This is a genomic window from Acinetobacter sp. V104_13 (assembly GCF_031798995.1).
GTDB classification, from domain to species: domain Bacteria; phylum Pseudomonadota; class Gammaproteobacteria; order Pseudomonadales; family Moraxellaceae; genus Acinetobacter; species Acinetobacter pittii.
Genome location: NZ_JAVQNP010000013.1, coordinates 33,847 through 54,907 on the forward strand (window position 1 = coordinate 33,847; position 21,061 = coordinate 54,907).

A 21,061-nucleotide genomic window follows, 5' to 3' on the forward strand; every position below is an offset into this window, starting at 1 on the left:
AATTTTATTTTTGATTCCTTATCTTTAAAAATGAATCAATTTTCTTCTTCTCCATTTCAAAATAAATCGGCAGTCTTCATTTGTATTTATAGTTTAGGTCTATTAGCTTTACTTCCCCATTCTCAATTTTTTTATCACTCTCTAAAATATAAAAGGTCACGGCGTTATCCCTACTCTTCTACGAGTTTCGCTCAAGTAAAAGGACAATCGCTTTCACTCTCTCCTTGTGAAGTAGAGACAAACAATACTTTATCTGATGCAGCTTTAATTCAAGAACTTATGGCTGTGTTCGGAAATGATACTTTATGGAAACGTGCGACTCAGCCTGAACATCCTTATAAAGCATTTGGTAAGAAAAAGAAGAAGACCTCATCGGCACAGATTTCGGCTACTAATCCACTGAGTGCAAGCTGGGCCACCATTTCAACTTGGATGCCTTTTGAAAATGACCTTGATTTAGGCTCTAACTCTGAGAGTGATGTGTATGTCCAGTTTCTGGCTAAAAAGAAATGGAATTTGAGACATAACATTAGCTTTGATACAGAGCAGATATTTCGCTACGGATCTACTAGCCGAAATTACACTGAAACCACGCTAAACCTAACGCAAAAAATGCAAGATAACACATTATTTTCTAATAAATTTAATGTAAACAAGAGCGAAAATGAAGATTACAACTGGGGCAATTGGACTTTTCAACAATTTGAGTTTGTAAAAGATAATAGTCTGACTTACGGTATTTATAGCGGTGGCGTATATACCAAAAATGATATTCGACTAAATAGCTGGGGTCCTTATATTTCATGGCGTCAACCGATATGGAGAGATTGGATTTTTATGCAAAATGATCTTAATTTTTTTAACCATATTGATGATGATCCGAAACACCAACTCAGCGTTCAAATAAATCTAGAAGCTAATTTTTAATCAAAAATCATCAAGTTGTGGATAACTCTTTCTTTATCCACAAAAAAAAGCCCCTGATAGTTCAGGGGCTTTTTTAAAGCTAAATTACTTGAGTAATAAACTATTAATACGTTTCACATAAGCTGCTGGGTCTTCAGGTAAACCTCCTTCAGCAATCACAGCCTGATCGAAAATCACGTTTGCCAAATCATCAAACTGTTCTGAACCTTCAAGTTTTTTCACTAAAGGATGCTCAGGGTTAATTTCTAAAATCGGTTTGATTTCTGGCACTGCTTGTCCAGCTTGTTTTAGCATGCGAATAAGTTGAGGAGACAACTCACCTTCACTTGTCACTAAACACGCTGGAGAATCAACTAGACGTGTAGTTACACGTACTTCTTTAGTTTTAGCCTTTAATGAGTCACTTAGTTTCTCAACAACAGGCTTAAACTGTTCAGCTGCTTGCTCAAGTGCTTTCTTCTCTTCAGCATCTTGCAAATCGCCTAAATCAACAGCCCCTTTCGACACATTCTTTAATGGCGTACCGTCAAACTCTTGAACAAAATTCATTGCCCATTCGTCAACACGCTCTGCCATTAATAACACTTCAATGCCTTTTTTCTTAAACAACTCAAGCTGCGGCGAGTTTTTCGCTGCTGCTAGACTGTCAGCAGTCACATAATAGATGGCTTTTTGGCCCTCTTTCATACGTGCCTTATAGTCAGCAAAAGAAGTCGTTACTTCATCATTTGTTGAAGTCGCATAACGTAATAATTTTAAAATACGTTCACGGTTACCAAAGTCTTCGCCCAAGCCTTCTTTAAGTACTGAACCAAACTCACTGTAGAAGGTTTTGAATTTTTCTTGGTCTTTTTCATCTTCCGATTTAGCCAAACCATCAAGTACAGTTAATACACGGCGTGCATTACCTTCACGAATCGTTTTGACATCACGGCTTTCTTGCAACAACTCACGGCTAACATTAAGCGGTAAATCAGCACTATCCACTACACCTTGGACAAAGCGCAAATAGTTTGGAATTAAGTTATCTGCATCGTCCATAATAAAGACGCGTTTTACATATAGCTTAATTCCCGCTTTTGCTTCACGAGTAAAAATGTCATGTGGTGCTTTACTTGGAATATAGAGTAATTGGGTATATTCCGTACTACCTTCAACACGGTTATGTGCCCAAGCCAATGGTGCTTCAAAGTCATGAGTTAAGTTTTTATAGAACTCAATATATTGTTCTTCAGTCACTTCGCTTTTATTACGTGTCCATAAAGCACTTGCCGAGTTAATCGCTTCCCACTCGTCAGTTTTGACCATTTGGCCGCCTTTAGGCTCTTCACCTTCAGCAACCTCTTCTTCTTGCCAAACTTCTTTTTGCATTTCAATTGGCAAGCTAATGTGGTCAGAGTATTTATTAACAATTTGCTTAACTTTATAAGATTCTAAATAATCAAGCGCATCATCACGTAAGTGAAGAATAATGTCGGTACCACGTGAAGTTTTATCAATTTGCTGAACTTCAAACTCGCCTGTGCCACCACTAATCCAGCGCACCCCTTCAGATGCCTCTAGACCCGCACGGCGTGATTCAACCGTAATCTTGTCTGCAACAATAAAACCTGAATAAAAACCAACACCAAATTGACCAATCAACTGAGCATCTGCTTTTTGATCGCCAGTCAATTTTGACATGAAATCTTTAGTGCCTGACTTAGCAATTGTACCTAAGTTATCAATTGCTTCTTGTTGGCTTAAACCAATACCGTTATCAGAAATCGTTAAGGTTTTATCTTCTTTATTTAAGCTGATTCGTACATGTAAGTCTGGATCATTTTCATAATATTCAGGATGATTAATTCCTTCAAAACGTAACTTATCACATGCATCTGATGCATTAGAGATAAGCTCACGTAAGAAAATCTCAGGGTTAGAATAGAGAGAATGCGTCACTAAATGTAAAAGCTGGGCAACTTCTGCTTGGAAACTATAATTTTGTGATGCTTGTTCACTCATAAATCACTCCTTAAATTTTGAAGCTGTTTGTTCTCGAATGCTTTATGAATGGAGTACTTCTAGAATTTTTCAATCCTGAATATTAAAAATTTTTACTCTAATTAAAATGGGCCGTGGCTTAACACCCTATCTTGCAATATCGTATCTAACTGCTTTTGACGTTGTTGGTAAGCTTTGCTAATACAACTGACATTGGCAGCACAAGCATTTCTTTTTTTCAGCCATTGCTGCTGGGTATCTTTCTGGTTATCTCGCCCACCCATAGGTAAAGCATGCAGAACGATTTGATATGTCGTTGCCATTTTTACATCTGCATCATTTAAAGAACGGTTCTTACAAATACTTTTTTCCGTTTTCGTTTTTGCAGCATCGCAAGAAAAACTTGCAGCTTGTAAATTTTGAGTAAAAGCAATACCGCTCAAAAGTGCTAAACAAATCGCTAATTTGTTATTCATGTTTTTATTCCCATGCTTGTAATGAATAGAAATTAGTTTAGAAAAAAACTTGCAGAAAATATGTGTAAAACTGTCTGTTTTATGCTTTTTTTAGTGCAAATAAAATCCATAAAAAAACCTCACATAAAATATATGTGAGGTGCCTGAGTCTAGGTTTATTATTATATTTTTCTATTTATTATTATGCTTAAAATTTATAGCTATAACCCAAAGTATAAACAAAAGGATTAATATCTAAATCAAACTTGTAGTTAGCAATTGATGGATCAATTGTTACTTCCGGACTAATATCAGCATAACGTACATCTACAAATACACCCCAGTTTTTAGCATCAGCAGGTTGGAAATTAAAACCAACTTGACCTGCCAAACCAAAATCTTCTTTAACCTTTACCGCTGCACCTTCTTCATCCCAAGGAATAAATGCTGTAGCACCAATACCAATATACGGTGTGAAACGTGTAGAGTTTTTAAAATGATATTTTGCAGTAATTGTTGGTGGTAATTGTTTTATACGTGCTGCATTTTTACCATCTAGCAATACATCATGATTAATAGGTGTTGCTAATAATAATTCTGCCGAAAATGGAGACTGACCAAAAAAGTATTCTACTGATGGTGTAAATGCATATTCATGATCTGCTTTTACCACGCCTAAAGGTGTTGTTGTATCTTCAGATGGAGCAATAACACTACCACCAAATTTCACTTGCCAGTTACCAGCAAAAGTAAAAGAAGACATCCCCATTAATGCAATAACCAAAGCTTTTTTGAACACTTTAATATCTCCAACCTTATTTATATTTATAATAAACATTTATTTTAAAACCATGCAATACTCATTATAAAATTATTTTATAGTTTATTTTTAAACTACTGTTTTAAATAAAATTATATATTATCCAACTATTTTAATAGGTTTTTATTCCAACCTTATTAATCAAGATTATTTTATATTACCAACTATTTTAATATACTTTTAAATTCCGAGCATTTTAATATAATTTATTTTAAATACATGTTTTATTTAGATAATAAAAAACCTTCTTAATTTAAATCTAAAGATCATGATTAAGAAGGTTTACACTTTAATATTTTATAAAAACTTTATAAAACCATTGCAGCGATCCAGCCAAAAATTAATAGCGGAATATTAAAGTGAATAAAGGTAGGTACGACTGTATCCCAAATATGATCGTGTTGCCCATCCACACCTAAACCAGCTGTTGGCCCTAAGGTTGAGTCAGAGGCTGGCGATCCAGCATCACCTAATGCTGCTGCTGTACCAATAAGTGCAATCGTTGCTAATGGTGAGAAACCAAACTGCACACATAAAGGCACATAAATAACAGCTAATACAGGAACACTTGAGAAAGATGAACCAATACCAATTGTCACAAATAAGCCAATACAAAGCATTAAGAATGCTGCAAGTGCGCGGTTATCTCCAATAATCTCGACTACACCATTTACTAACTGATTAATATCACCAGTATGAGTCATTACTGAGGCGAAACCGGCAGCAGAAATCATGATAAAGCCCACTAAAGCCATCATTCGCATGCCTTGTACAAAAACATCATCTGCATCTTGCCATTTAAAAATTCCGGCAGTAGATAGAACAGCAAAACCGACTAAACCACCCAAAATCATCGAACCTGAATACAGCTGCGCAGCAAGTGTCAAGCCAATCGCGAGTAGTGCCATCAAGATCGTTTTCTTTGCAATAACTGGTGCTTGCTCTGCTTCATGCTTTAACTCTTCAGCATCTGCTTTTAAGTCGGCTGTTTCAACTTGAGTAGTTGCACGAATAGGTTTATCTAAATCAATCGTGGTCACAGGTGTAATCGCACGATCAGCATAAATTCTTGGTTTACGGTAGCTAATAAATACAGCAACCAAGGTGCCTAACACCATACCTAAAACAGGAATGGCCATGCCAATTGGCATCATTGCCCGATCAACATGCAAGCCATACGCTGCCCCAATTTTGTTGATATTTCCCATCAGAATCTGTTCAAGGAAAATTGCACCAAATCCAACCGGAAGAAAAATATAAGTACCAACCAAACCTAGCGTAAGTACACAGGCTGCGGCGCGGCGGTCTAATTTTAAATGGTTCATTACCCGTAGTAGTGGCGGAACTAGTACAGGAATAAAGGCAATATGAACTGGAATAAGGTTTTGAGAGAAAATAGCAGAAATTAATAAAATACCTAAGAGGAGATACTTCACTTTAGTCTGACGGCTTTTCCCAGCTTCCATTCCCAATAGACCAATCAGCTTATGAGCAAGTAAATCAGGTAAACCAGATTTTGATAGAGCCAGAGCAAATGCCCCTAACACTGCATAGGCAAGTGCAACTTCAGCACCATCACCAAGACCAGCGTTAAAAGCTTCAACGGTTTGAGAAAGGCTTAAACCTGCTACGAGGCCTCCCACAATGGCAGAAACCACTAAAGTCAGTACGACAGAAACGCGCGCCAGTGATAATAAGAACATCACTGCAATCGCAATAACGACAGCATTCATGAATAAGTTCAGAGCAAAACAAAAGGCGATATTCTAGCAGATTCATATCTATGAAGCCGAAAATATCGCCGAATTAACAGTTTTATGCAGTTATTTCACTGTTACGCTTGAGCTTTAATAAACTCACGAATATGAGTTGCTATTTTCTCTGGCTCACTCAGAATGGCCCAGTGATTTGCGTTAAGCTCTACATATTCAAATTTTTCAACCCACTTTGGCATAGCTTCAGTGATGTATTCTGGGCTTACAAAAGTATCATATTTTAAAATAACCGCTTTTACTGGGCACTGTGCATAACGTTGACGTGGGCTAGTTAAGCGAGGAATAAAATTGGCACGATATAAATTAATGCCATATTTTCCATCGGCATTAATATTATTATTTAAAGGTAAATTACTTTTCCTCTCTAGTTGAGTAAGAACTTTACCCCATTTTTCTGGGCTAAAAAGAGACCAGACAGTTGGTGCTAATAACGGAAGATGGAATGCCCCGATATACCAAGATTTGGTTAATATTTTTAAGATTTGAGCTGGTGAAGATTTAAATTTATCACGTAAAAATAAAGCGGCATGATCAAGACATGGTCCAGAAATGGTAGTGTATGATAATAAACGACCTTTGAACTTAGGCTCGGTGACAGACTCCCAAGACTGAATTGATCCCCAATCATGTGCAGCCATATGGAATTGACGATTTGGTAATAACTCATCAACAACTTCTTGGAGATCTAGAGATAAACGCTCTAAACGATAATCACGTATACGTTTTGGTATAGATGACAAACCAGCTCCACGTACATCGTAAGTAACAATGTAGAAGTCATTAATCAAATGCTCAATGATTGATTCCCATACTTCTTGATTGTCTGGATAGCCATGTACTAAAACCAAGGGAGTATTTTTTTCGTCACCCCATGTTTTAGCACAAAGCGTTTGTTGATCACTTGTTGTTACTGTATGAACTTTTGGCTGCATAATCATTTCCTATCTTGTTTTTCAATCGATCATGTCGTTAGTCGGATAGAGCATTGCCATCAATATAAAAAAGATGATACTTATCTAGTATGAATACTGTTGCAATAAAAAAAATTGACTATTATGGCTATTTTAAGAAGACTTCAGAACAATCCTACGATTTCAAAATTTCTATTTAATCACTATCCCCCTTATCGTGGCGCAGGGATTTATATTGAAATCATGAATTTAGAACTTTGCCATGTGCGTGTAAAAATGCCGCTGACTTGGAAAAACCAAAATTTAGTCGGTACACATTTTGGTGGAAGCCTTTATTCAATGGTGGACCCATTTTATATGATGATTCTTATGCATCATCTCGGATCAAAATATATTGTTTGGGACAAAGCTGCCGAAATCAATTTTCTTTCTCCAGGACGCAGTACTGTACATGCAGATATTCGAGTTGATTTAGCTGAAATAGAACAAATTCGTGAACTTGCCGAGAACTATGAACCTGTTTTAAGAACTTATCATCTAAACATTTTTGATGAATCTGGAGTAAGAATTGCAGAGGTTCAGAAAACGCTTTATATCAGACGTAAAAAGGCGAAACCTTTCCCTCAATAAAAATAAGCGCTAAAAGCGCTTATTTTTATTTGTTAATTTTTTATCTTTTCTCTTCAATCGCAGCACCAGCACCACCACCGATTGCACCGCCAATTGCAGCACCAGAGTCACCACCAATCAGTGCTTTACCTACGACTGAACCGATACCAGCACCAATCGCACTCTTAGTCGTTGTCTGTTTACTGCCGCCTTGGGTATTAGAACCTACGCCTGCACCTACCGCTGCGCCTAAGCCTGCACCAATACCACCACCTACATGGTTACCTAAACCACCACCAAGTGCTCCACCTGCTGCTGCTGCACCAATACGTTGGTCAGATGGGCTCATATTTTGGCAGCCTGTGAACATAAGTGTAGACAACATTAAAGCAGAAACTAATCCAATTGTTTTTTTCATGACCGTTCTCACAATGATCTGTTCTAGAGAAAAGAATAATCCCCTTTTATGAGGAATTTGATCAGATTGTGTTATCCGTCTGTCCTAATCGATTGATATTTTGTAAAGCTCGGCCTTTTATATTTATTAAGCAAAATTTTAATTATAAAAAAGAAGTCTTTAATGACATAAAGACTTCTATAGTTTAACAATTATTAAGGATACTTTTAGTACTTCCCTTTCTTCTCTTCATAGGCTGCACCGGCACTACCACCCAATGCTCCACCTGTAGCAGCACCAGCGTCACCACCAATAATTGCTCCACCTAATACAGCGCCGACACCAGCACCAATTGCACTATTACGTACGGTTTTACTGCTAGACCCTTTTGCATTAGCCGCAACACCTGCACCGAGTGCCGCTCCTAGACCTGCACCTATATTACCGCCCACGTGTTTTCCTACTGCACCACCTGCACCACCACCAATAGCAGCTGAACCAATACGTTGACTTTCTGGGCTTGCATTCTGACAACCAACAAACAAAGTTGTAGACATCAGGCCAACACTAACAATCATCATCATTTTTTTCATTAGATTTACTCCAGTCTTCATAAGCAGGTAGCCTAGTGTGTTTTTGTGGAGTATTTATCCCGCTTAAGTAATAAAATAATGGCTCTTTAATATGTTTATGTAATTACAATTTAAAATTGTTATAAATAAATATAAATAAAAAAGGCACCCTAAGGTGCCTTTTTTAGTGCCAGTCTAAACTTAGAATTGTTCAGAGTTTAATGCTTGGCTAAATGCTTGGTCTACTTCGCTGAAGTCATTATGAAGCTCATGCTCTGCAGCTTCTGCTTCTTGACGACGACGCTCTAAGTGGTACGCGAGACCAGTACCTGCCGGAATCAAACGACCTACTACAACGTTTTCTTTCAAGCCACGTAAATCATCTTCTTTACCTGTTACAGCCGCTTCAGTTAACACACGAGTTGTTTCCTGGAACGATGCAGCAGAGATGAACGAGTCAGTAGAAAGCGATGCTTTCGTAATACCCATCAATTGACGTTCAAACTTCGCAGGGAACTTGTTCTGAGCCAAGACAGCTTGGTTCTCTTGAACAACGCGGATGTAATCCACTTGCTCGCCTTTAATGAAGCTTGTATCACCGCCATCAGTGATATCAACTTTACGCAACATTTGACGTACGATAACTTCAATGTGCTTATCGTTGATTTTTACACCTTGGAGACGGTAAACGTCTTGAACTTCGTTCACGATGTAGTTAGTTAATGCAACTTCACCTTTCAAACGCAAGATGTCATGTGGGTTTTGTGGACCATCAGAAATAGTCTCACCACGGTTCACATGCTCGCCTTCGAATACGTTGATTTGACGCCATTTTGGAATCAATTCTTCGTAAATCTCAGAACCATCATCAGGAGTAATTACCAAACGGTTTTTACCCTTAGTCTCTTTACCGAAGCTTACAACACCTGATACTTCAGCAAGAATTGCATGCTCTTTTGGCTTACGCGCTTCGAACAAGTCAGCTACACGCGGAAGACCACCGGTAATATCACGAGTACGTGATGTTTCTTGTGGTACACGACCAATAACGTCACCCACACCAATCGTTTCGCCATCACGGACAGTTACGATTGTATTTTGTGGCAAGAAGTAGAACTGTTCGCCGCCATCTGTTGTATCCAACACGATTGCAGGACGTAAATCCTTACCAGAAGCAGGACGAGCTGTTACAGGCAAGATTTCAACAGTAGTCATACCAGTTGCATCATCAGTTTTCGATGTTGCAGTTACGCCATCAGCGATTTGGCTGAAGCGCGCTTTACCAGCAACTTCTGTTACTAATGGATGTGTATGCGGATCCCAAGTCGCTACGATACCGCCAGCTTCTACAGCTTCACCATCTTTCAACAAGATGCTTGCACCGTAAGGAAGTTTATAACGCTCGCGCTCACGACCTAAATCATCGGCAATACCAATTTCACCTGAACGTGAAACTGAAACCAAGTGGCCTTTTGCATGTTGTACAGTTTTCACGTTATGGAAACGTACAGTACCTTTGTTACGTACTTGAACACTGTTCGCAGCAGAAGTTCGGCTCGCAGCACCACCAACGTGGAACGTACGCATCGTTAACTGTGTACCTGGCTCACCGATTGACTGTGCAGCCATTACACCAACTGATTCACCTGGGTTCACCAAGTGACCACGTGCAAGGTCACGACCATAACAACGAGCACATACACCGAATGTTGATTCACATGCGATTACTGAGCGTACTTTAACTTCATCGACACCAGCTTCTTCAAGCTGAGCTGCGATTTTCTCGTCAATTAACGTACCGCGAGGTAATACAACTTCATCATCAGATGCACGACGTACATCTTCAGCAGTTACACGACCTAATACGCGGTCACGTAATGGCTCGATGACATCACCACCCTGAATGAATGGAGTCATTACTAAACCACCCGCTGTACCACAGTCAGGTTCAGTAATTACCAAGTCTTGCGCTACGTCTACAAGACGACGAGTCAAGTAACCAGAGTTCGCAGTTTTCAATGCTGTATCGGCCAAACCTTTACGCGCACCGTGTGTTGAAATAAAGTACTGAAGTACTGTTAAACCTTCACGGAAGTTCGCTTTAATCGGAGTCTCAATAATCGAGCCATCCGGTTTTGCCATCAAACCACGCATACCAGCAAGCTGACGAATCTGCGCCGCACTACCACGGGCACCAGAGTCAGACATCATATAGATGCTGTTGAATGATTTTTGTTTCTCATCTTCACCTTGTTTGTTTTTAACAAGTGTATAAGACAAGTTATCCATCATTGCTTTAGCAACTTGGTCGTTTGTACGCGCCCAGATATCGACAACTTTGTTATAACGCTCACCAGCAGTTACGAAACCTTGTTCGAACTGTTGTTCGATTTCACGAACTTCTGTTTCTGCTTTATCAATAATTGTGTGCTTAGTAGGTGGAATGAGCATGTCTTCCATACCTACAGATACACCTGAACGAGTCGCTTGACGGAAGCCCAAGTACATTAATTGGTCAGCAAAGATAACTGTATCTTTCAAACCAAGTTTACGGTAGCAAGAGTTGATCAATTTAGAGATGTTCTTTTTAGTCATCTCAAGGTTGATCATGTCAAAGCTTAAGCCTTGTGGAACAATTTCCCAAAGCAAACAACGACCAGGTGTTGTATCAACAATAATAGTTTGGTGTTCACGTTCACCATTTTCATTGATAACAGTTTGGTGTACACGTACTTTAACACGCGCATGGATAGCAACCTGTCCAGTAGCAAGTGCACGGTTTACCTCATGAGTATCCGCAAACACCATGCCTTCACCTTTGGCATTTACAGCATCACGTGTGATGTAGTAAAGACCCAAGACAACGTCCTGAGAAGGAACAATGATTGGCTCACCGTTTGCTGGTGACAAGATGTTGTTTGTTGACATCATCAATGCACGAGCTTCTAACTGTGCTTCAAGTGTCAATGGAACGTGTACCGCCATTTGGTCACCATCGAAGTCGGCGTTAAACGCAGCACAAACGAGTGGGTGAAGACGGATTGCCTTACCTTCAATAAGAATAGGTTCAAATGCTTGAAGACCTAAACGGTGAAGTGTTGGCGCACGGTTCAACATTACTGGGTGTTGACGAATTACAGAAGCAAGAACGTCCCAAACTTCCGGAGTCTCACGCTCAACCATTTTCTTCGCAGCTTTAATGGTAGTTGCCTGACCTGAAGCTTGTAGTTTCGCGAAAATGAATGGCTTGAATAATTCAAGTGCCATTTTCTTCGGAAGACCACATTGGTGAAGACGTAAAGTAGGACCCACAGTAATTACCGAACGACCAGAATAGTCAACACGCTTACCTAATAAGTTCTGACGGAAACGACCTTGTTTACCTTTGATCATATCTGCCAAAGATTTTAATGGACGCTTGTTAGAGCCAGTAATTGCACGACCACGACGACCGTTATCAAGCAATGCATCTACAGACTCTTGTAACATACGTTTTTCGTTACGTACGATGATATCTGGAGCAGCAAGGTCAAGAAGACGCTTCAAACGGTTGTTACGGTTAATGACACGACGGTATAAATCGTTCAAGTCAGAAGTCGCGAAACGACCACCTTCAAGTGGAACTAATGGACGTAGATCAGGTGGAAGTACCGGAAGTACATTCATCACCATCCATTCTGGCTTGTTGTTTGAATCTTTGAATGCTTCCATCAATTTCAAGCGTTTAGACGCTTTTTTCAACTTCGTTTCAGAAGTTGTTTGAGGAATTTCTTCACGTAAACGTGCGATTTCAGCTTCAAGATCGATATCTTTCAACAAGTCCTGAACCGCTTCTGCACCCATTTTCGCAGTGAATTCATCACCGTGTTCTTCAAGTGCATTGAAGTATTCTTCGTCTGTTAAAAGTTGATACTTTTCAAACGGAGTCATACCTGGGTCAGTTACAACGTATGATTCGAAATACAATACACGTTCGATATCACGAAGTGTCATATCTAATAATAAACCGATACGGCTCGGTAACGATTTTAAGAACCAGATATGTGCAACTGGAGAAGCAAGTTCAATGTGACCCATACGTTCACGACGAACTTTCGCTGTAGTTACTTCAACGCCACATTTTTCACAAATGACGCCTTTGTATTTCATACGCTTGTATTTACCACACAAGCATTCGTAATCTTTTACTGGACCAAAAATTTTGGCACAGAACAAACCGTCACGTTCAGGTTTAAAAGTACGGTAGTTAATTGTCTCAGGTTTTTTAACTTCACCATGAGACCATGACTTAATCATTTCTGGTGACGCAAGACCAATACGGATACGGTCAAACTCAATTGGTGCATGACCATCTGAGTCCGTTTTCTTACGCATGATATCGAGCAAGTCTTTCAATTTTTTTCTCCGTGTGTCGGGAAGCAACGCTTACCCGACTGGGTCACAAATATTGTTTTTACCTAAAAAATCGTGAGTCTTACGACTTAATCACCATTTTTCAGTTCAATGTTGATACCTAAAGAACGGATCTCTTTGGTCAATACGTTGAACGATTCAGGCATACCCGGATCCATATAATGGTTACCATCTACAATATTCTTATAGATGCGTGTACGACCTTCAACGTCATCCGACTTAACAGTTAACATCTCTTGGAGAGTATATGCTGCGCCGTAAGCTTCGAGTGCCCAGACCTCCATCTCACCGAAACGCTGACCACCGAATTGTGCTTTACCACCAAGCGGTTGCTGTGTAACAAGAGAGTAAGAACCAGTTGAACGCGCATGCATCTTGTCATCAACCAAGTGGTTCAATTTGAGCATGTACATGTAACCTACAGTTACAGGACGATCAAACTGTTCACCAGTACGGCCATCAAACAATACTGTTTGGCCTGTACGAGAGATACCAGCTAACTCAAGCAAGTCTTTAATTTGGCTTTCTTCAGCACCATCGAATACAGGAGTAGCCAAAGGTACACCTGCACGTAAGTTGCCTGAAAGTGCCAAGACTTCAGCATCAGTTAAGCTATCAAGATCTTCTTGCTCACCACCGACTTTGTTATAAATCTTGTCTAAGAATTCACGCAGTTCTAAAACTGTACGCTGTTCTTTCAACATTTTCTCGATTTTATCACCAAGCCCTTTAGCCGCCATACCTAAGTGAGTCTCAAGAATCTGACCCACGTTCATACGAGATGGTACGCCCAACGGGTTCAATACGATATCTACCGGTACACCGTTAGCATCGTGTGGCATGTCTTCAACAGGTAAGATGTTAGATACAACACCCTTGTTACCGTGACGACCAGCCATCTTATCACCAGGCTGAATACGACGTTTAACAGCTAAGTAAACTTTAACAACTTTCAATACGCCAGTTGTTAGTTCATCACCTGTTGCAAGCTTACGTTTCTTCTCAGCGAATTTCTCATCAATTTCTGCGCTCTTTTCTTTTAAGAACACTTGAATTTGAGTTAAACGCTCAGCGATTGCTTCATCTGCCGGTTGAATTTCAAGTAAATCAACAAGCTCTAAACCAGATAACACTTCTTCAACGAGTTTGTCACCACGTTTAGTTGAACCACCGCCATTAGACTCTTGGCCTTTAAGCAAACGAATTACACGCTCACGAGCTGCTTCTTCAAAGATCTTGTATTCTTCTTTCAAGTCTTTACGGTAAGCATCAAGTTGTGCTTTTTCGATCGCCAATGCACGGTCATCTTTCTCTAAGCCATCACGAGTGAAGACTTGAACATCGATAACTGTACCTTTTGTACCAGATGGAACACGTAAAGATGAATCTTTAACGTCAGCTGCTTTCTCACCAAAGATTGCACGAAGCAATTTTTCTTCAGGAGTTAACTGAGTTTCACCTTTAGGCGTTACTTTACCAACAAGGATGTCACCTGCTGTAACTTCAGCACCGATATAAACGATACCTGATTCATCAAGTTTAGAAAGTGCAGCTTCACCAACGTTAGGAATATCGGCAGTAATTTCTTCTGCACCTAACTTAGTATCACGCGCTACACAAGATAATTCTTGAATATGAATAGAAGTTAAACGGTCTTCTTGAAGTACGCGCTCAGATAATAAGATCGAGTCTTCATAGTTGTAACCATTCCAAGTCATGAACGCAACGCGCATGTTTTGACCAAGCGCAAGCTCACCCATATCTGTAGACGGACCGTCTGCCAAGATATCACCGCGAGCAACTTTGTCGCCCAAATTCACGATAATATTTTGGTTGATACAAGTGTTTTGGTTAGAACGCGTATATTTAATGAGGTTGTAGATATCTACACCCGCCTCACCAGCAATCATTTCATCTTCGTTTACACGAATAACGATACGAGAAGCATCTACGTATTCAATTGCACCACCACGGTTTGCGATCACACACACACCTGAGTCACGTGCAACGTTCGCTTCCATACCTGTACCTACAAGCGGTTTATCCGCACGTAGAGTAGGAACTGCCTGACGTTGCATGTTTGAACCCATAAGCGCACGGTTCGCGTCATCGTGTTCAAGGAATGGAATAAGTGATGCAGCAACAGATACAACTTGCTGAGCAGAAACGTCCATATGCGTCACTTTTTCAGGTGGCATACGTACGAATTCACCTTGATGACGAACAGAAACAAATTCTTCTGTTAAGTTGCCATCTTTATCTACTGCAGAATCGGCCTGTGCAATAACAGTACCTACTTCTTCAATCGCAGAAAGATATTCAACTGCATCAGTTACTCGACCATCTACCACTTTACGGTAAGGTGTTTCCAAGAAACCGAAGTCATTTGCTTTTGCATATACTGAAAGCGAGTTAATCAAACCAATGTTTGGACCTTCCGGCGTTTCAATTGGACATACACGACCATAGTGAGTTTGATGTACGTCACGTACTTCAAAGCCCGCACGTTCACGTGTTAAACCACCAGGCCCAAGCGCTGATACACGACGCTTATGCGTAATCTCAGATAATGGGTTGTTTTGGTCCATGAACTGAGATAATTGGCTTGAACCAAAGAATTCTTTGATTGCAGCTGCAACTGGTTTAGCGTTAATTAGATCTTGTGGAGACAAGTTATCTGTTTCTGCTTGGCTTAAACGTTCTTTAACAGCACGTTCAACACGAACTAAACCAACACGGAATTGGTTTTCAGTCATTTCACCAACAGAACGTACACGACGGTTACCCAAGTGATCGATATCGTCGACTTCACCTTTACCGTTACGGATTTCAACTAATGTACGTAATACATCAATGATATCTTCGTGCGATAAAATACCTTCTACTTCACGTGACTTCTGGTCAGTACCAACTTCGTATGGACGACCCAAACGACGGTTGAACTTCATACGACCTACTGGAGATAAGTCATAACGCTCAGAAGAGAAGAATAAGTTATTGAATAAGTTTTCAGCAGCTTCTTTTGTTGGCGGCTCGCCTGGACGCATTACTTTATAAATTTCAACTAATGCTTCTTCACGGCCAACTGTTGTATCTGCACGTAATGTGTCAGCAACAAACGAACCACGGTCAATATCGTTCGTAAACAAGATATTGAACTGTTTAACACCACCTTCTGCTAGTTTCACCATAACTTCATGGCTTAACAAAGTATTCGCAGCAATTACTTCACCATCACGCAAAGTAATATTTTCAGCAGTGATACGCTCATATAAGTATTCATCAGGAACTGAAAGTTTTGTTAAACCAGCAGCTTCCATTTGACGTACGTGACGAGCATTAATACGCTTACCTTGCTCAACAATAACTTTACCGTCATTATCAGCAATATCAAATTGAGCCATTTCCCCACGTAAACGTTCAGGTACTAGATCAATCTGGTAGCTACCCATATCAAGATACACAGGTACTTTTTCATAGAACAAATTCAAGATTTGTTCGTTGTTATAACCTAGTGCACGTAACACAACAGTAGCAAGTAATTTACGACGACGGTCAATACGTACGTAAACTAAGTCTTTTGCATCAAATTCAAAGTCTAACCATGAACCACGGTAAGGAATGATACGTGCTGAATACAACACTTTACCACTTGAGTGGGTTTTACCTTTATCGTGATCAAAGAAAACGCCTGGTGAACGATGTAATTGAGATACGATTACACGTTCAGTACCATTAATGACGAATGTACCGTTTTCAGTCATGAGTGGAATTTCACCCATATAGACTTCTTGTTCTCTTACGTCTTTAATTGATTTAGTTTCGCGATCTTTAATAATCAAACGAATTTTAACGCGCATTGGTGCCGCATAAGTCGAACCACGAAGAATACATTCGCGTACATCGAACTCAGGTTTACCAAGGCTATACTCAACAAATTCTAAAGCAGCATTGCCAGAATAACTTTCGATAGGAAAAACTGAACGAAATGCGGCTTGGAGACCGATATCTTCGCGGTTTTTTGGAGTTTTGCCATCTTGCAAGAATGTTCTGTACGAATCGACCTGAATCGATAGTAAGTACGGTGCATCCATTACTTGGGGCAATTTACCAAAATTCTTACGGATCCGTTTCTTTTCGGTATATGAGTATGCCATCTGGAGTCCTCGGAAAGTAAACCAAGCCCGCCTGCAGAACGGGCTCAGAAGGAATTACGCAGGCCGATATGGCCACCACTGTTTACAAATGCTGCAATTTTTAGTGGTATAAAAACGCTTAACAATATTTTTAAAAAAGAAAAATATTGGTAAACATTTGAAATTACTTGTTTTATTTGATTTTTTCTAAAAAACAAACAAAACTAACAAAAATCGAGCCGATTATTGTAACGCAAAAAGGCTGATGACCCAAGAGCCATCAGCCATTTTATGGAGCCGATTTAAAAACCGACTCCTTTTACAATTACTTAAGTGTAACTGTAGCACCAGCTTCTTCAAGTTTCTTCTTAAGTTCTTCGCCTTCTTCTTTAGAAACGCCTTCTTTAAGAACTTGAGGAGCACCTTCAACTAGGTCTTTAGCTTCTTTAAGACCAAGGCCAGTTGCTTCACGAACTGCTTTAATTACAGCCACTTTGTTAGCACCGAAAGAAGTCAACTCAACGTTGAATTCAGATTGTTCTTCAGCAGCAGCAGCAGCGCCACCAGCTGGAGCAGCAACAGCAACAGCTGCAGCTGAAACGTTGAATTTCTCTTCGAAAGCAGAAATTAATTCAACAAGTTCAAGAACAGTTTTTTCAGCAACTGCGTTTAAGATTTCTTCGTTAGTTAAAGCCATGAGAATAACTCCAAATGGATATTGAATGGTGTGTAAAATTGATTAAGCAGCTTCTGACTCGTTTTTCTCTTTGAGCGCTGTAATAAGGCGACCCAATTTCGAAATAGGAGCTTGAAGGACAGAGGCAAGCATAGTAAGAGCTTTCTCTTGGTTCGGAAGGTTTGCAATTACGCTAACGTCAGCACCTTGATAAACTTTGCCGTCAAATGCAGCAGCTTTTAACTCAAATGCTTTGTTAGTTTTAGCAAAATCTTCGAACAAACGTGCAGCTGCACCCATGTCATCTTCAGAAGTTGAAAAACCTAGAATTGTTGGACCAACAAGGTTGTCGTTCAAGATATTGAATTGAGTATCTTGAAGTGCGCGTTTAGCCAAAGTGTTACGTACAATACGTGTAGAAACACCTAACTTACGAGCTTCAACACGAAGTGTTGTTAATTGCTCTACGCTTAAGCCTTGGTAGTCAGCAACAACGGCTGCAAACGCCTTAGAAGCAACTTCACTTACTTCCGCAACGATCTGTTTTTTGTCTTCAATAAGAAGAGCCATTGTAAAACCTCCTAAGGTGATTTATGTACCCAATGGGCACACTCCCAATTCGTAAGCCTTTCGACTTACACGCGGAGGAGGAACAAATCACACCACCGCGTCTACGCAGGCTGGTTTATTAAGAAAAGTGCTATTCGAAAATGACAACTCTTCGCCTGAGGTCTTTGACGCTGATAAATTCTCATTTATCAATTCAAAGTCCGCCTGACGGGTAAGGGATAAAGCTTCGCTCCACCCAACTAAATAGAAAACATTTCTATTTAAGTTCTGTCCCCAATCAGGACTTTAAAATTCTTTACTAAGTCTAAACTTAGTTAGAAACGTTGTTTACATCAACTGTAAGACCAGGACCCATAGTTGAGCTCAAAGTGATCTTTTTGATATATACACCTTTAGAAGTTGCAGGTTTTAACTTTTTCAAGTCAGCAACTAAGGTTTCAACGTTTTGACGGATAGCAGCAGCATCAAAGCCTAATTGACCGATCGCAGCATGGATAATACCCGCTTTGTCTACACGGTAACGAGCCTGACCAGATTTAGCGTTTTTAACAGCATTCGCTACGTCAGGAGTTACAGTACCAACTTTAGGGTTTGGCATTAAACCACGTGGACCAAGAATTGTACCGAGCTTACCAACAACACGCATAGCGTCAGGAGCAGCGATTACAACATCAAAGTCAAGATTTCCACCTTGGATGCTTTCAGCAAGGTCATCAAAACCTACAACATCAGCACCAGCTTCTTTAGCAGCTTCTGCTTGCGCGCCTTGAGCAAATACAGCTACACGTACAGTTTTACCAGTACCTGCAGGTAATGTAGTTGCGCCACGAACAACCTGATCAGATTTACGTGGGTCTACACCAAGATTTACAGCTACATCCAAAGATTCTTTGAACTTTGCAGCAGGTAGGCTGTTAAGAACTTGTACTGCTTCTTCCAAAGTGTAAACTTTGTTTGCTTCAACAGCAGCAGCAATGGCTTTTTGACGTTTAGTTAACTTTGCCATGTCTTATAGCTCCACTTCCAAGCCCATAGAACGTGCAGAACCAGCGATGGTACGAACACGTGCGTCTAAATCAGCACCAGTTAAATCCGGTTCTTTAGTAGTCGCAATTTCTTCTAACTGAGCACGAGTCAACTTACCAACTTTAGTTTTGTTTGGTACAGATGAACCCTTTTGAATACCAGCAGCTTTCTTAAGAAGAATAGAAGCTGGAGGAGTTTTCATGATGAATGTGAACGACTTGTCGTTGTACACAGTAATCACTACAGGAATTGGAAGACCTGGTTCAACTTTTTGTGTAGCAGCATTGAATTCTTTACAGAATGCCATGATGTTTACACCACGTTGACCTAATGCAGGACCAATTGGTGGAGATGGATTTGCTTTACCAGCTGGAACTTGCAGCTTGATATAGCCGTCAATCTTCTTAGCCATTTTAAAATACCTCTGGGTACAAACGCCGCTAGGCTCCCCAATCTTTACGCAACACTACTGTTACAACAACAATGCCCGATAAAATCGGGCGCTTTTCAACCAATTGAGATTAAATCGTTTTTTCGACTTGGCGAAACTCGAGTTCAACCTGAGTTGGTCGATTAAATACATTAATCGTCAACGTTAAACGTGACTTATCGTATTGAACTTCTTCCACCACACCTTTAAAGTCTGTGAATGGACCGTCAATAACAAGTAATTCTTCACCTGGCTCAAACATCGTTTTAGGACGTGGCGCTTCACCAGTATTACGTACACGCGCAAGAATCGCATCTGCTTCACGTTGAGTGATTGGTGCTGGTTTTTCAGGTGTACCACCGATAAAACCTAGAACCTTTGGACATTCTTTAACGATATGCCAAGTATCATCATTCATTTCCATTTCGACTAACACATAGCCAGGAAAGAATTTACGCTCAGATTTACGTTTCTTACCATCCTTCATTTCTACCACTTCTTCGGTAGGAACAAGGACATCACCAAAGCTATCGGCAACAGCGCTACGCTGGATTCGTTCTGTAAGTGAACGCATCACTTGTTTTTCATAGCCAGAGTAGGCATGAATAATGTACCAACGTTTCATAGCTCTTTTACCCGATAATCAACTTAATTAACCAACCCAAACCATAGTCAAAGCACCATAAAACCAATGATGCAACAACTACAACCAATAGAACCTGCCACGATGTAGTGACTGTTTCTTGTTTTGTTGGCCAAGTTACTCGACGCAATTCGACTCGTGCATCTTTTAGCAAGCGAACGAAGCCTTTACCTTGATGGGTGGCGTATAATAAACCTAAAGCCACAACGATACAAGCAAAAATTGCCCCAACGCGCACCCAAACATTATTTGCAGGTGCCCAATACGCTGGCAAATGCTGATTCACCATGGTAGCTAAAAGCAACAATGCTATTGCTATCACCCATAGAACAATATCTAAAGGCGAACCAGAACGAACAACTTCAGCAGAATTATTTCTTTGAGGAATTGGCGCGTCGCTCAATGCGTCACGCGATTTATCATTCGACATTTTTGTACTCGTCGTAGAACTCGCGACTTATTATATGAACAACTAAGCCAGCATCAAGCTTTTTATTTCAAAATATGGCAGGTCAGGAGGGACTCGAACCCCCAACATTCGGTTTTGGAGACCGACGCTCTACCAATTGAACTACTGACCTATAATGCAGGGTGAGAGCCAAAGCCCTCAACCTGAGACGTAATCCGTCACTATAATATGCTTATGCAGTTACTTTCGCAACAACACCAGCACCTACAGTACGACCACCTTCACGGATCGCAAAACGTAGACCTGGGT

At 40.2% G+C, this 21,061-nt stretch carries 17 protein-coding genes, 1 tRNA gene and 1 pseudogene; 2 read left to right on the forward strand and 17 right to left on the reverse strand.

What is annotated here, in order from left to right:
* The first annotated feature begins 30 nt into the window (after positions 1-30).
* A complete protein-coding gene (locus RMB06_RS03350; protein WP_311078330.1) occupies positions 31-927 on the forward strand; it encodes a selenocysteine synthase in 897 nt (298 codons plus the stop codon).
* An 84-nt stretch (positions 928-1,011) separates the two neighbouring features.
* Here the strand turns inward: RMB06_RS03350 and htpG are convergent, their stop codons facing one another.
* From htpG to RMB06_RS03375, 5 genes are all read right to left on the reverse strand, one after another.
* Entirely contained in the window at positions 1,012-2,931 is a 1,920-nt protein-coding gene (htpG, locus tag RMB06_RS03355; protein WP_032005078.1) for a molecular chaperone HtpG, read from the reverse strand.
* 101 nt (positions 2,932-3,032) lie between these two features.
* The gene (locus tag RMB06_RS03360) at positions 3,033-3,386 is read right to left on the reverse strand and encodes a lysozyme inhibitor LprI family protein (RefSeq protein ID WP_001060531.1); all 354 of its coding nucleotides are present in this window, start codon (positions 3,384-3,386) and stop codon (positions 3,033-3,035) included.
* A gap of 187 nt (positions 3,387-3,573) precedes the next feature.
* Entirely contained in the window at positions 3,574-4,164 is a 591-nt protein-coding gene (locus tag RMB06_RS03365; protein WP_005065804.1) for an OmpW family protein, read from the reverse strand.
* A 329-nt stretch (positions 4,165-4,493) separates the two neighbouring features.
* Complete coding sequence (locus RMB06_RS03370) at positions 4,494-5,918, reverse strand: Na+/H+ antiporter family protein (RefSeq protein ID WP_002114813.1); 1,425 nt, start codon at positions 5,916-5,918, stop codon at positions 4,494-4,496.
* A 101-nt stretch (positions 5,919-6,019) separates the two neighbouring features.
* Positions 6,020-6,898, reverse strand: a complete 879-nt coding sequence (locus tag RMB06_RS03375; protein WP_284088175.1) for an alpha/beta fold hydrolase — start codon at positions 6,896-6,898, stop codon at positions 6,020-6,022.
* 117 nt (positions 6,899-7,015) lie between these two features.
* Here RMB06_RS03375 and RMB06_RS03380 point away from each other — a divergent pair, with 117 nt between their 5' ends.
* Positions 7,016-7,501, forward strand: coding sequence for a DUF4442 domain-containing protein (locus RMB06_RS03380; protein WP_005079397.1), 486 nt, complete (start codon positions 7,016-7,018; stop codon positions 7,499-7,501).
* A 40-nt stretch (positions 7,502-7,541) separates the two neighbouring features.
* On the opposite strand, the gene RMB06_RS03385 is transcribed toward RMB06_RS03380, so the two are convergent.
* The 12 genes and pseudogenes from RMB06_RS03385 to RMB06_RS03440 form a co-directional block, all read right to left on the reverse strand.
* A complete protein-coding gene (locus tag RMB06_RS03385) occupies positions 7,542-7,898 on the reverse strand; it encodes a hypothetical protein (RefSeq protein WP_002115127.1) in 357 nt (118 codons plus the stop codon).
* A gap of 206 nt (positions 7,899-8,104) precedes the next feature.
* A complete protein-coding gene (locus RMB06_RS03390) occupies positions 8,105-8,470 on the reverse strand; it encodes a hypothetical protein (protein WP_005065793.1) in 366 nt (121 codons plus the stop codon).
* Positions 8,471-8,650: 180 nt separating this feature from the next.
* The gene (gene rpoC, locus RMB06_RS03395) at positions 8,651-12,844 is read right to left on the reverse strand and encodes a DNA-directed RNA polymerase subunit beta' (protein WP_002114988.1); all 4,194 of its coding nucleotides are present in this window, start codon (positions 12,842-12,844) and stop codon (positions 8,651-8,653) included.
* Between the two features lie 86 nt (positions 12,845-12,930).
* Positions 12,931-17,019, reverse strand: coding sequence for a DNA-directed RNA polymerase subunit beta (rpoB, locus tag RMB06_RS03400; RefSeq protein WP_311078342.1), 4,089 nt, complete (start codon positions 17,017-17,019; stop codon positions 12,931-12,933).
* A gap of 304 nt (positions 17,020-17,323) precedes the next feature.
* Positions 17,324-17,695 carry a 50S ribosomal protein L7/L12 gene (gene rplL, locus RMB06_RS03405; protein ID WP_001229360.1) on the reverse strand — a complete coding sequence of 124 codons (372 nt, stop codon included), beginning with the start codon at positions 17,693-17,695 and terminating at the stop codon, positions 17,324-17,326.
* A 42-nt stretch (positions 17,696-17,737) separates the two neighbouring features.
* Positions 17,738-18,244, reverse strand: a complete 507-nt coding sequence (rplJ, locus tag RMB06_RS03410; RefSeq protein WP_002115099.1) for a 50S ribosomal protein L10 — start codon at positions 18,242-18,244, stop codon at positions 17,738-17,740.
* Between the two features lie 310 nt (positions 18,245-18,554).
* Positions 18,555-19,250 (reverse strand): 50S ribosomal protein L1, encoded by a 696-nt coding sequence (gene rplA / locus RMB06_RS03415; protein WP_005065788.1) that lies wholly within the window; start codon positions 19,248-19,250, stop codon positions 18,555-18,557.
* 3 nt (positions 19,251-19,253) lie between these two features.
* Positions 19,254-19,682, reverse strand: coding sequence for a 50S ribosomal protein L11 (gene rplK, locus RMB06_RS03420; protein WP_001074682.1), 429 nt, complete (start codon positions 19,680-19,682; stop codon positions 19,254-19,256).
* Positions 19,683-19,791: 109 nt separating this feature from the next.
* Positions 19,792-20,325, reverse strand: coding sequence for a transcription termination/antitermination protein NusG (gene nusG, locus RMB06_RS03425; RefSeq protein ID WP_002115092.1), 534 nt, complete (start codon positions 20,323-20,325; stop codon positions 19,792-19,794).
* Between the two features lie 7 nt (positions 20,326-20,332).
* Positions 20,333-20,773 (reverse strand): preprotein translocase subunit SecE, encoded by a 441-nt coding sequence (gene secE, locus RMB06_RS03430; RefSeq protein ID WP_002114837.1) that lies wholly within the window; start codon positions 20,771-20,773, stop codon positions 20,333-20,335.
* Positions 20,774-20,848: 75 nt separating this feature from the next.
* Positions 20,849-20,924: transfer RNA gene (locus RMB06_RS03435), tRNA-Trp, on the reverse strand.
* Positions 20,925-20,984: 60 nt separating this feature from the next.
* Positions 20,985-21,061: pseudogene (locus tag RMB06_RS03440) on the reverse strand (elongation factor Tu); the annotation flags it as partial.